Source organism: Actinoplanes sp. NPDC048967 (genome assembly GCF_040649415.1).
Lineage (GTDB): Bacteria > Actinomycetota > Actinomycetes > Mycobacteriales > Micromonosporaceae > Actinoplanes.
This window is the reverse complement of sequence record NZ_JBEZFL010000008.1, coordinates 16841-29433: the sequence shown is the minus strand read 5'-3', so window position 1 is coordinate 29433 and position 12593 is coordinate 16841. Positions and strand designations below refer to the sequence as shown.

Genomic DNA, 12593 nt, shown 5'->3' with positions numbered 1-12593 from the left:
CGTTCCCGGACGGCGGACGGCTCGCGCTCAGGCTACGCCGTCCACCGCCCGGAATCGGGTGCTCATCGCGCCGGCTGGTCCACCCGGCCGGGACCGCGCCAGGCGGCCCGGTCCAGCCCGATCAGCAGGGCGGCCACGACGGTCCACGCGGCGAACTCGATCCACTGCTGCCGGGTCAGGTCCGTCCCGGTGTAGCCCAGGTCGCCCATGGTCACGAAGCCCTGGGCGTTGTGGAACAGCAGCACGAGCAGCACGCTGCCGCCGGTCCGGTTGAACAGCCAGACGTAGACGATCGTGATGACGAACGTGGTCACGATGCCGATCCAGCCGGTGTCTCCGACCAGCGGCAGATGCCAGAGCGCCACGAGCACGCCGAGGATGACGGCCGACCTGAGCGGCGAACGGCGTTCCTGCAACCGCGGCACCGCGAAGCCCCGCCAGGCCGGCTCCTCGGCCAGCGGCCCGTCCATCGGATTGACCAGCCGGACCAGGAACATCACCGCGAAACTGCTCCAGGCCAGATCGCTCCACCGTGGCGCGGGCCCGCTGTTGACCAGCACCGCCGCGAAACGGACGATCAGCGGCAGGCCGAGCGCGAACGCGTAGAAGTACCACGGCACCCGCCAGCGGATCATCCGCCGGCCCAGGTCCCGGAACCCCGGCCGGCCCTCGGCGACCGCGATGACGATGAGGGCGGCCAGCAGCGCGCCGATGGCGTTGAACGCCTGCCGCGGCCAGATGTCGAACCGGTACAGCGGCCACGACCACCAGGCCAGCACGAACGCCAGCACGAAGAAGGTGGTGAGCCGGTGGCCGCGGACCCACGCCGCGACCCCCGGCCGTTGCTCGGTGGTGACCGGCCGGAGCTCCGGCCCGTCCTGGATGACTCGGGATCTCATGGCGTTGACGCTGCCAGCGGAGGCGGCCGCCGGTAAGCCGGGCGACTGGCCAACCGGGGGGCCGGTTTTCTGGTGTGCCGGTCAGCGGCGGGCCTCGTACACGTTGTTGAACGGGGTCTCACCGGACCGGCGGAAGCGGGTGAAGCCCGCATCGGTCACCAGTTGCCGCACGGCCGCCTCGCCCGCCTGCGCACCCAGCGCGTAGCCGCCGGGCTGGGACATCGCGCTGGGTACGCACAGGAACGTGGAGAACCCGTAGTAGACCCGCCCGACCGGATTCATGTTGTCCGCGACCGTGTCCCCGGCGGCCGGTTCGACGATCATCCAGGTGCCGTCCGGGGCCAGGGCGTCGCGGATGTGCCGGGCCGCCCCCAGCGGGTCGCCCATGTCGTGCAGGCAGTCGAAGGTGGTCACCAGGTCGTAGTGGTCGCCGCTGAACTGCTGGGCGCCGGCCGCCTCGAAGCTGACCCGGTCCGCGACGCCGGCGTCGGCCGCGCGCTTGTGGGCCAGGTCGATCGAGCCCTGGTGGTGGTCGCAGGCGTGCACGGTCGAGCGCGGGTACGCCGTGGCCATCAGCACCGACGACGCGCCCAGCCCGCAGCCCACGTCGGCGATCCGGGCGCCGGAGCGCAGTTTGGCCTCGACGCCGTCCAGCGCCGGGATCCAGCTCGGTACCAGGTTGGCGATGTAGCCGGGGCGGAAGAACTGCTCGCAGCCGACGAACACGTCCGCGTCGTGCTCGCCCCAGCCCAGGCCGGCGCCGCTGCGGAAGGCCTCGGTGATCCGCGGCTCGGCGCGCAGGGCACCGAGGGCGAGCAGGAACGCGCCGGGTGCGTACAGCGGGCCGTCCGGGTCGGCCAGCGCGAACGCCTGCTCCTCGCTCAGGACGTACCGGTCGTCGCCGTCACGGTCGACGTAGCCGCCCGCCGCCTGGCCGCGCAGCCATTCGGTGACGTACCGCGGGTCGGTCTCGGTACGCTCGGCCAGCTCCGCGGGCGTGAGCGGATCACCGGTCAGCGCCTTGTAGAGACCGAGGCGGTGCCCGATGACCACGTTGCCCGCCGCGACGGTGGCGCCCAGGTCGCCGACGAAACGGCCGATGAACTCGTTCAGCTTGTTCTCGTTGACAGTCATGCCGCCACGGTGCCGCCGGGCGTTGCGCCGCCGTTGCAACCGGACTGCAATGGCGGGGGAGAGGGTGGCGCGATGAGGGCACGGGAACCCGACGCCGAGGGCTGGGTCGACCACGACGGCGTCAAGGTGGGCTACGCGGTGTACGGCAGCGGCGACCGCACGGTCCTGCTCGCGCCGAGCTGGCTGGTCGTCGACGCGCGGATCTGGAAGTTGCAGGTGGCGTACCTGTCCCGCCACTTCCGGGTGATCACGGTCGATCCGCGGGGCAACGGGCGCTCCGACCGCCCGGCCGATCCGGCGGCGTACACCGACCGGGCCCACGCCGGGGATCTCGTCGCGGTGCTGGACGCGGCCGGGGTGGACCGCGCGACGGTGGTCGGGCTCAGCCGGGGTGCGTGGCGGGCGGCGCTGGCCGCGTCCGAGCATCCGGAGCGGTTCACCGGCCTGGTCGCGATCGCGCCGCGGGTGGCCGGTCTCGCCCCGCCGCTGCCGGAACGCGCGGTGTTCGACTTCGAGGCCGACCGCGAGCACTACGAGGGCTGGCAGAAGTACAACCGGCACTCGTGGCGCCGCGACTACCCGGGCTTCGTCGAGTGGTTCTTCGCCACGCTGCTGCCCGAACCGCACTCCACCAAGCAGATCGAGGACTGCGTGTCGTGGGCGCTGGAGACCGGGCCGGAGGCGCTGATCGCCGGCGAGGACGCGCCCGAGTCGGTGCCCGGCCTGCCCGCGGTCGAGGCGCTGCTGCGCGGCCTGCGCTGCCCGGTACTGGTCATCCACGGCGAGGACGACCGGTGCGTACCCATCGGCGTGGGGGAGCGCTTCGCCGAGCTGACCGGTGGGCGGCTGGTCCGGATGGCCGGTGCGGGCCACCTGCCGCCGGCGCGGCATCCGGTGCCGGTGAACCGCTGGCTGCGCGACTTCGTGACCGGCTCGACCCCGGCGCCACGGCGGTGGACCCGCGCCCTGGACCGCCCGCGCCGGGTGCTCTACCTGTCCTCGCCGATCGGGCTCGGGCACGCCCGCCGCGACCTGGCCATCGTGGCCGAGCTGCGCCGGCTGCGGCCCGGCGTCCAGGTCGACTGGCTGGCCCAGCACCCGGTGACCGCGCTGCTGAGCGCCCGCGGCGAACACGTTCATCCGGCCTCGCGGTGGCTGGCGTCCGAGTCGCGGCACATGGAGGCCGAGGCCCACGGGCACGACCTGCCCGCGTTCGCGGCGATCCGGCGGATGGACGAGATCCTCGCGGCCAACTTCATGGTCTTCGCCGACCTGGCCGAACAACGGCGCTACGACCTGTGGGTCGGTGACGAGGCGTGGGAGGTCGACCACTTCCTGCACGAGAATCCCGAGCTGAAGACCGCGGCGTACGCCTGGCTGACCGATTTCGTCGGCTGGCTGCCGACCGCCGGCGGCGGGCCGGCCGAGGCCGCCCTGACCGCCGACCACAACGCGGAGATGATCGAGCACATCGAGCGCTTTCCCCGGGTACGCGACCGCGCGCTGTTCGTCGGCGACCGTGAGGACATCGTCGCGGGGGTGTTCGGCCCCGGCCTGCCCGCCATCGCCGGCTGGACCGAGCGGCACTACGACTTCACCGGCTACGTCACCGGTTTCCCGCCGGCGGACATCGCCGACCGGCCGGCGGTCCGGGCCGAGCTCGGCTGGGGCCCGCACGATCGGGTCTGCGTCGTCGCCGTGGGCGGCACGGCCGTCGGCGTGCACCTGCTGCGGCGGGCACTGGCGGCGTACCCGTCGGCGGCCCGGCAGGTCCCCGGCCTGCGCATGGTCGTGGTCACCGGCCCGCGGCTGGACCCGGCCGAGCTGGCCGCCCCGCCCGGCGTCGAGGTGCACGGCTACCTGCCCGACCTGCACCGCCTGCTGGCCGCCGCCGACCTCGCGGTGGTGCAGGGCGGGCTGAGCACCACCATGGAGCTGACCGCCGCCGGCCGCCCGTTCCTCTACGTGCCGCTGGAGAACCACTTCGAGCAGCAGTCCCACGTCCCGCACCGGCTCGCCCGCTACGGCGCCGGACGCCGGATCGCCTTCGCCGACACCGGGCCCGAGCAGCTCGCCCGGGCCGTCGCCGAGGAGATCGGCCGGACCGTGCGCTACCGGCCGGTCGCCACCGACGGTGCCGCCCGCGCCGCCCGGCGGCTCGCCGAGTTGTTCTGACCGAGCAGGTGGGCCAGCCCGTAGCGGTGGGCCAGGTCCTCGGCCCGGGCCAGCTGCGGCGCGGACCGCGCCCCGGCGGCGGCCGCCGCCTCGGCGTCGAGCAGCAGCGTGGAGACCTGCACGGACCGCCACGGCACCCGGTCGGCCGCGGCGAGCAGCGGGGCGATCACGGTACGGGCCCGAGCCGCCTCGCCCCGGTCCAGCCAGCCCCGCCCCACCGACAGGTACGCCTCCGCCCCGAACAGCCACGCGGTGCCCGGAGGCGTCTCGATGGCGGCGACCAGCGCGTCCGCCTCCTCCAGCACGCTCCGGGAACCGGTCGCCGCGGCGAGCGGACCCAGGCACCGCACCAGATAGGCCTCGCCGCCCTCGCCGCGCCCGCGCTCACAGCCTTCCTCCAGCAGCGCCACCGCTTCCGCCTTGGCCCCCGTGGCGAGCAGCGTTCCGGCCAGCTGGGCGCAGGCGGCCACCCGCCACCACGGGTGGTCGGTGTCGCTGGTCAGCGCGTACGCCTGGCGCCCGTACCCGAGTGCCCGCCGGTGGTCACCGCGCAGCTGGTGCACCCAGCCCAGGTTGCCGGCGAACCAGCCGGCGTACGCGCCGTAGCCGCTGCGCCGGTTGGCCTCCCGCGCCGCCTCGATGCGGTCCAGGGCCTCGCCCCACCGGCCCGCGGCGATCGCCGGGAAGGCGCCCTCGAACAGCGTCCACTGCAGGCGCCACAGGTCGTTCTGCTTGTGCAGCAACGGTTCCAGCTCGTCGAGCACCGGCACCAGCCGGCCGATCTCGCCCAGGTAGGCCCAGCTGGTCTTCAGCCCGTCCAGGGCCACCGCCAGGGCGCGCTCGTCCTGGCCGGGCCGGGTGGTCCGCACGGCCCGCTCGGCGTAGGCCAGCGACTCGGCCAGCCGGAGCCGGTTGCTGGAGATCACCGCGAGCCGGCTCAGCAGGTCGGCCTCCATGGTGCGGTCGGCCAGCGACTCGGCGATGGCCAGGCCGTCGCGCAGGTGCCGCACGCACCGCACGATCGACTGCCCGAGCGCGATCGGCACGTCACCGCCCAGCTCGCGCAGCCCGACCATCTCCAGCCGCCGGTCGCCGACACGCCGGGCGGTGCGCACCGCGGCGTGGAAGTCGGCCATCGCCGCCGGGTACGCCGCCAGCACCTCCCGCACCCGGCCCCGGGCCCGGTACGCCCGCCCGCTCACCTCCAGCGCGCCGGCCCGGTCCGCCGCCTCCAGCGCACTGGTCAGCAGCGCCTCGGCGTCCGCGGCGGCGAACCGGTGACCGGCCTGCTCACCGGCCACCAGGTACGCCCGGGCGGCCCGGTCGAAGTCCCCGGCGGCCTGCGCGTGCGCGGCGACCTGCTCGGGATGGTCGCTGAGCAGCTCGCCGGCCCGCCGGTGGTACGCGACCCGGGCCGGGGCGGGCGTCGTCGTGTAGAGCACCTCGCGGATCAGGTCGTTGGCGAACTCGTACGCCCGCCCGGCGACCACCAGCAGCCGTGCGGCGAGCGCCTGTTCGCAGCGCCGTACGGCTTCGGCGGCCGGCACCGCGAGCAGGTCGGCCAGCAGATCGGGCTCCATCGTGGCGTCCAGGATCGCCGCCGCGCGCAGCAGCTCCTCGACCGCCGTACCCGTGCGCGCCACCCGGGCCAGCACCGCCGCCTGCAGTGATTCCGGGATTCCGTCCTCGCCGGCGGCCAGGGCCCGCAGCGTCTCGACGACGAACAGCGCGTGCCCTCCGGTGCGGTGCAGGATCCGCGGGGCGAGCCGGGCCTGGCCGGCGCTGGTGGCCAGGCTGGTCACCGCGTCGGCCGGGAGCGGGCCCAGCTCCAGCGGGGCGGCGACCTCGGCCAGGGCGCGCAGGGCCGCGGCGCCCTCTTCCGCCCGGACCGTGGCCAGGATGAGCAGCCGTCCGCGGGCGTGCCGGGCGAGGTAGTGCAACAGCTCCACGGTGGCCAGCCCGGCGTTGTGCAGGTCGTCGAGCAGCAGCAGGGCCGGCTGCCGGGTGGCGATCCCGCTCAGGTACCGGGCGACGGCCTGGTAGGCGCGGGCCCGGGCGAGATCGGGAGCGAGCACCGGCCCCGGTGTGTCGCCGAGCAACGCGCCGATCTGCGGCACCAGCTCGGCCAGGGCCGGGGAGGCCAGCGACCGCACCAGCGCGGCGGGCGAGCGGGCGGCGTGCGCACCCAGCGCGTCCACGAAGGGCTGGAGGAACAGCGAGCTCTCCGCGGCGTAGCAGCGCACCGACAGCACGACCCCACCGGTACGCCCGGCCAGCTCGACGATCTCACCGGCCAGGGTGGTCTTGCCGATCCCGGCCTCCCCGCTGATCAGCACCAGCGCGGGCCGGCCGGCCGCCGCCGCACGCCAGGCTCCGGCCAGCCGGGTGGTCTCGTCCGCGCGGCCGGTCAGCGTCGACTCCGCTGCCGTGGCCTCCGTGGTGGTGACGGCGGCCGGTCGTTGCTCCCGCAGGACGCTCAGGTGGACCGCGCGGGTCTCGGCGGCCGGATCGGTGCCGAAGTCCTCGGCCAGCGCCCGGCGCAGCCGCTCGTAGGCCGACAGTGCCCGGGCCGGCTGGGCCAGGGCGGCCTCCGCGCGCATCAGCAGCCGGTACGCGGCCTCGTCGTAGCCGTCCGCCGCGATCGCCGCCGTCGCCAGCCCGCGTGCCGCCGCCGCCTCGCCGGTGGCCAGGGCGGCCTCCGCAGCCAGCTCCCGGGCCCGGCGCAGCAGCTCAGCAGCCTCCGTACGGGCGGGCCGGGCCCACTCCGCGTCCCGGTCCTCGGGCAGCGCCGGCCCGGCACCGAGCAGGTCGAGCACCCGTCCCGCCACCGCCGCGGCCAGCCCGGGCTCGCCGGCCGCGGCACGCCGGGCCGCGTCGGCGAGGTCGGCAGCGGCCAGGTCCAGGTCGACCAGCACCACGGGCGGGCGGCCCAGCCGGTAGCCGTCGCGCGTGCCGGTGACGAGCTCCGGGCCGAACCGGGACCGCAGCCGGCTGACCAGCGTGGCGACGTTGTCGGCGGCCCGGCGGGGCGGCGTGTCGCCCCAGAGCACGTCGACGACGCGGTCCATCGGCACCGGCCCGGCGCGCTCGACGGCGAGCAGCTTGAGCAGCGTGCGGGCCTTGCGGCTGCCGGTCACGGGCACGTCGGTGGCGTCACCGCTCCGGCGGATCGCGAACGCTCCGGCCAGGCGCAGGCAGATCGCGCCGGCCGCCTCGGTGGCCACGCCGCCAGCGTACGAGCGTCGCCACCGGCCGGAACCCCCCGCCCGGGGCAAGATTTCCGACAGGTTGATGCAACCATTCGATTGCTATACCTTGAGTGGCAACCAGATGGTTGCTACTCAGGGAGACCGCCATGACCTTCCCCGACCGGATCGAACGCACCCTGCAGCTCGGCCAGCCGCCCGAGCGCGTCTGGGCCGCCCTGACCACCGCCGAGGGACTGGGCACCTGGTTCGGCAACCGCGCCGAGGTCGACCTGCGCGTCGGTGGCCGGGCCACGCTCACCTGGGACAGCGGCGACACCGCGGTGCTCACCATCGAGCGTCTCGAGCCCCCGCGCGTCTTCGGCTACACCTGGCCGGTCAACGGCCTGCCCGCCGACGACCCGCGCCGCACCTACGTCGAGTTCACGCTGGAGCCGAGCGGCACCGGCACCACCCTGACGATGGTCGAGAGCGGCTTCGCGCAGCTCCCGGACGACGGCGAGCACAAGACGGCCTACTCGGGCAACACCGAGGGCTGGACGCACGAGCTGGGCGAGCTGGTCGCGTACCTCGATGGCCGGTCCTGAGCCCGCGGACCCGGAGCTGGTGGCGCAGGAGGTCTTCACCGCGCTGGCCGATCCCAGCCGGCGGATGATCCTGGCCGCGCTCGCCACCGGCGGGCCGGCCACCGCCACCGACCTGGCCGCCCAGCTGCCGATCACCCGCCAGGCCATCGCCAAGCACCTCGCCCTGCTGGCCGAGGCCGGTCTGGTGGTGGCCGAGCGGGGCGAGCGGCGCCGGGTCCGCTATCGGGTGGACTCCGCGCCGATGAAGGTTGCCCAGCAGTTCCTGGGCGCCCTCGCCCGCGACTGGGACGGCCCGCTGGCCGCCCTGCGGGACCACCTGAGATGACCTGACCGCACCCTGACAGGAGTTCCCATGTTGCTGCCCCATTGCCCCACCCCCTCGGCGCGGGCGTCGTGAGCGCGCCGGCCGGGAACCTGCCCGAGGTGGTGTCCCGCGAGCAGTGGCTCGCCGCCCGCCGGGAACTGCTCGCGCAGGAGAAGGAGCTCACCCGGGCCCGGGACCGGGTCAACGCCGCCCGCCGCCGGCTGCCGATGGTCCGCGTCGACGAGCCGTACACCTTCGAGGGCCCGGACGGGACGGTGAGCCTGCTCGACCTCTTCGAGGGCCGGCCGCAGCTGGTGCTGCACCACTTCATGTTCGCCCCGGAGTGGGACCAGGCCTGCGCGAGCTGTTCCTCAGCCGCCGACGGGATCGGCCGGCTGCGGCAGCTGCACGTACGCAACACCACGCTCGTGGCGGTGTCCCGCGCTCCCTACCCCAAGCTCGCCGCCTTCCGTGAGCGGATGGGGTGGCAGTTCCCGTGGTACTCGTCGTACGGCACCAGTTTCAACTTCGACTTCCACGCCACCCTGGACGACCGCGTCGCGCCGGTGCTGCTGCACTTCCGCACGGAGGACGAGCTGGCCGAGGCCGGCACCCCGTGGACGAACGGACCCTGGACGCCGGGCATGCGCGGCTCGGAGCTGCCCGGCATCAGCGCGTTCCTGCGCGTCGGCGACGAGGTCTTCCACACCTACTCCACGTACGGCCGGGGCATCGAGGACTTCCACAACGGCTACCACTACCTCGACCTCACCGCGCTCGGCCGGCAGGAGGCCTGGGAGGAGCCCAAGGGCCGGGCCACCCCGCTCGGCCTGCACGTCGGCGGCCCCGCGATGCGCGTGCCGGACGAGTACGAGACCTGACGCCCCGGGCGCGAGCCGGCAACCGAACGGCGACGCAGGAGCATCCATCCGGCGATCAAAGCCCCCGGAGCAGGGCCGAAGGGAACGGTGAACCTGGCGATCGGCCAGGCGCCGTACTCCGAGAGGAACCTCCTTGCGCTCGCTCCTTCGCCGCTTCGCCCTGGCCGCCCTCATCGCCCCCGCCGCCGTCGGCGTCTCGATGTTCGCGTCGCCGGCCGAGGCCGCCCCGGCGAGCGCCGAGACCGTGCAGGCTGACGTCGTGCGCCTCACCAATGCTCAGCGCACCGCCTCCGGCTGTTCCGCCGTCACCGTCAACGCGCAGCTCACCGCCGCCGCCGTCGGTCACAGCACCTGGATGGCCCGCACCGGCACCTTCTCGCACACCGGCAGCGCCGGCTCCACGTTCGTCGTCCGGGCCAGGGCCGCCGGCTTCGCCCGCCCGTCCAGCGAGAACATCGCCTGGGGCTACCGTTCCGCCACCGAGCTGGTCAACGCCTGGATGAAGAGCCCGGGCCACCGCGCCAACATCCTCAACTGCAAGTCGCGGACCGTCGGCGTGGGCGTGGCGTACACCGCCAACGGCACCCCGTACTACACCCAGGACTTCGGCTACTGAGCATGACCCGTGGTTGCGTTCCGCGCGTCGGGGAAACACGTGCGGCATGGGTGGATCTCGGCTGCGCGTGCTGGTGACCAATGACGACGGCGTACAGGCTCCCGGTATCCACCGGCTCGCGCGGGCGGCGCTCGACGCCGGCCACGACGTCACCGTCGCGGCACCGCACGAAGAGGCCAGCGGGATGGGCGCGGCGCTGACCGCCGTCACCGACGAGGGCCGGGTGAAGTTCTCCCGGACGGCGCTGACCGGGCTCGACGGCGTCCCGGCTTTCGCGGTCGTGGCGTCACCCGCCTACATCGCCCTGCTGGCCGGCCTCGGCGTGTTCGGCCCGGCGCCGGATCTGGTGCTGTCCGGGATCAACCGGGGCGCCAACGCCGGACGGGCGATTCTGCACTCGGGCACCGTCGGCGCGGCCGTGACCGCGGCCGCCGGTGGGGTCCGGGCCATGGCCGTCTCCCTGGACGTGCTGTCACCGGCGGACGGCAGCGAAGCCAGTGGTGGCGCCGCGATCGCCGCGCTGGACCCGGCCGACGACGAGCAACGGCACTGGGACACCGCCGCCGCGCTGGCCCGGCGCCTGCTGCCGTGGCTGGCCGACGCCCCGGCCGGTACGGTGCTCAACCTCAACGTCCCCGACCGTCCGGCCGGGAAAGTCGCCGGGTTGCGCAGGGCGACGCTCGCCCCGTTCGGTCAGGTGCAGATGGCCGTCGCCGAGTCCGGTGCGGACTTCGTCCGGATGACCATCGAGCAGGGCACCGGCCGGGTGCCCGGCAGCGACATCGACCTGCTGACCGAGGGGTACGCGACGCTCACCGCCGTACGGCCCCTGGGCGAGGCGGGCGACCTCGGGCTGCCGGTGGACGCCGGGATCGTGCGGCCCCGTACCCCGGCCGGGGACAGCGCCCGGCGGCCGTGAGCCGTCAGGCCTCGGCCGCTTTGCTGAGGTCGTTGCCGTAGTAGGCCCCGGCGCCGTGCTTGCGGGTGAAGTGCCGGTCCAGCAACCACTGCGGGGCCGCGGCGGCCGGATTGAGGGCGAGGGTCTTGAGCGCCATCTCGGCCACGGCCTCGCAGACGATGGCGTGCTCGACCGACTTGCCGGCGTCCTTGCCCCAGGTGAACGGGCCGTGGTTGGCCGCCAGCGCCGCCGGGGTGGCCTGGGCCGCGGCGTCGTCACCGATCAGCTCGATGACCGCCCGCGCGGTGTTGAACTCGTACTCCTCGGCGCACTCCTGCGGGGTCAGGTCCCGGGTGACCCGGACCGGTCCGCTGAAGGTGTCGGCGTGCGTCGTGCCGAGCACCGGTACGTCCCGGCCGGCCTGCGCGAACGCGACGGCGTGGGTGGAGTGGGTGTGGGTGATCCCGCCGATCGACGGCCACCGGAGGTAGAACGCCCGGTGGGTCTCGCTGTCCACCGACGGCTTGAGCCGCCCCGAGACGACCCGGCCGGTCTCCAGGTCGACCGGCACCAGCAGGTCGGCGGTCAGGTCGTCGTAGGCGACTCCGGAGGGCTTGATCAGGTAGACGCCCGCGGCGCGGTCCACGCCGCTGACGTTGCCCCAGGTCAGCGCGGCCAGGCCGGCCTTCGGGATGAGCCGGTTGGCCTGCAGCACGGCCTCACGCAGGTCCTGGTCCTTCGTCATGCGGGTCTTCCTCCACGTCCGGGGCGGTCAACCGGAGATGTTAACGTTCACAAGCCGTCGGCGTCGACCGGGACGGCCAATTCGTGCGGTCGCCGCCCAGTCGCCGCGGCACCGGATCCGCGCGCAGGCCTGGTTCGCAGTCGCGGTCGGCGCAGGCGGCCCCGGACGGTCGACGACCGAGGTACGCACCGAGTCTGTCAGAAGGGGCGTTGCCGGCGGGTGCGCAGCGTCGCCCAGACCATCTTGCCGTCGCTGGTGGCCATCGCGCCCCAGGCCGTGGACTTGCCGTCCACGGTGTGCAGCCCGTGGCCGGGTTCGCCGGCCTGCCGGTGCAGCAGCCGCGGCAGCCGCGGATCGCGATCGCGGACCGAGAGGTGCAGCCCGGCCCCGCGCCGCCACACCGCCGCGCCGATGTCCGTGCCCGCGTGCTCGACAGCGTTGCCCACGAGCGCCGACATGATCGCGCGGCTGGGCGCCACCAGCTCCGGCATGCGCCACGAGTCGCAGGCGATGTCCACGAGTTCGCTCGCCACCTCGACCGATGATGGCTCCGGCGGCAGGTGGCTCAGGCACAGGCGTTCCGTCAGCGGCGCCGTACCGGTGAGTGCGGCCCGCGCCTGGTCGAGGTCGGGATAGGCGGGGAAGAAGTGCCCGGCGCCGAGCCGCCGTAACCGGCCCGCGAGCGGTGCTGTCGGCGACAGGGCCAGGGCCAGCCGCACCGGCGGGTACATGGCCGCGGCGGTCCGGTTGATCGACAGCCACATCGCCGCGCTGACGGCGTACGGGTCGTCGAACGCGGCCAGATCGGCGATGATCGCCGTGGGATGCTCGGCCAGGCACTTCCGCAGCCCACCGTAGAGCTCCATGCTCAGGCGCAGGCTGAACCGGCCGCGGACCGAGATCTCCAGCAGGCCGCTCTCCGCATCGCAGGTGACCGAGAAGCACGCGCCGCGATCGTCGCCGCCGAACAGGTAAGGAGGAGCGGCCTCCATCATCGAATCACTCCCGGTAACGGCCGCCGTCGTCGCACGGCCACCTGGGGAGTCTGTGCGCGGCGTCACCGGGCGTCAACGCCGGTCGGGGGTCACCACCCTAACGAGCGACGCGGCGCACGCCACCGATGCGGTAGGCATGATGCATTTCGATGC

Annotated in this window: 11 protein-coding genes; 6 read left to right on the top strand and 5 right to left on the bottom strand. The window is 74.4% G+C overall.

The features are described from left to right. Positions 1-62: 62 nt before the first annotated feature. Both AB0C12_RS30995 and AB0C12_RS30990 read right to left on the bottom strand, forming a co-directional pair. The gene (locus AB0C12_RS30995; RefSeq protein ID WP_360553393.1) at positions 63-899 is read right to left on the bottom strand and encodes a type II CAAX endopeptidase family protein; all 837 of its coding nucleotides are present in this window, start codon (positions 897-899) and stop codon (positions 63-65) included. Positions 900-980: 81 nt separating this feature from the next. Further along, complete coding sequence (locus AB0C12_RS30990) at positions 981-2033, bottom strand: class I SAM-dependent methyltransferase (RefSeq protein ID WP_360553392.1); 1053 nt, start codon at positions 2031-2033, stop codon at positions 981-983. 72 nt (positions 2034-2105) lie between these two features. Between AB0C12_RS30990 and AB0C12_RS30985 the strand changes: the two genes are divergently transcribed. After that, positions 2106-4208: an alpha/beta fold hydrolase gene (locus tag AB0C12_RS30985; protein WP_360553391.1), complete on the top strand. Its 2103-nt coding sequence runs from the start codon at positions 2106-2108 to the stop codon at positions 4206-4208. Here the strand turns inward: AB0C12_RS30985 and AB0C12_RS30980 are convergent. Further along, positions 4145-7432, bottom strand: a complete 3288-nt coding sequence (locus AB0C12_RS30980) for an AAA family ATPase (protein WP_360553390.1) — start codon at positions 7430-7432, stop codon at positions 4145-4147. The genes AB0C12_RS30985 and AB0C12_RS30980 overlap by 64 nt on opposite strands. A gap of 131 nt (positions 7433-7563) precedes the next feature. Between AB0C12_RS30980 and AB0C12_RS30975 the strand changes: the two genes are divergently transcribed. The 5 genes from AB0C12_RS30975 (at position 7564) to AB0C12_RS30955 (ending at position 10721) form a co-directional block, all read left to right on the top strand. Next, positions 7564-8001: an SRPBCC domain-containing protein gene (locus AB0C12_RS30975; RefSeq protein ID WP_360553389.1), complete on the top strand. Its 438-nt coding sequence runs from the start codon at positions 7564-7566 to the stop codon at positions 7999-8001. Next, the gene (locus AB0C12_RS30970) at positions 7988-8326 is read left to right on the top strand and encodes a metalloregulator ArsR/SmtB family transcription factor (RefSeq protein WP_360553388.1); all 339 of its coding nucleotides are present in this window, start codon (positions 7988-7990) and stop codon (positions 8324-8326) included. The genes AB0C12_RS30975 and AB0C12_RS30970 overlap by 14 nt, the downstream gene beginning before the upstream one ends. A 68-nt stretch (positions 8327-8394) precedes the next feature. Next, entirely contained in the window at positions 8395-9186 is a 792-nt protein-coding gene (locus AB0C12_RS30965) for a DUF899 domain-containing protein (protein ID WP_360553387.1), read from the top strand. Between the two features lie 133 nt (positions 9187-9319). Next, entirely contained in the window at positions 9320-9802 is a 483-nt protein-coding gene (locus AB0C12_RS30960; protein WP_360553386.1) for a CAP domain-containing protein, read from the top strand. Between the two features lie 46 nt (positions 9803-9848). Further along, entirely contained in the window at positions 9849-10721 is an 873-nt protein-coding gene (locus AB0C12_RS30955; protein ID WP_360553385.1) for a 5'/3'-nucleotidase SurE, read from the top strand. Between the two features lie 4 nt (positions 10722-10725). Here the strand turns inward: AB0C12_RS30955 and araD are convergent, their stop codons facing one another. Both araD and AB0C12_RS30945 read right to left on the bottom strand, forming a co-directional pair. Continuing rightward, a complete protein-coding gene (araD, locus tag AB0C12_RS30950; protein WP_360553384.1) occupies positions 10726-11445 on the bottom strand; it encodes an L-ribulose-5-phosphate 4-epimerase AraD in 720 nt (239 codons plus the stop codon). A gap of 197 nt (positions 11446-11642) precedes the next feature. Continuing rightward, positions 11643-12440, bottom strand: coding sequence for an ATP-binding protein (locus tag AB0C12_RS30945; RefSeq protein ID WP_360553383.1), 798 nt, complete (start codon positions 12438-12440; stop codon positions 11643-11645). Positions 12441-12593: the final 153 nt, after the last annotated feature.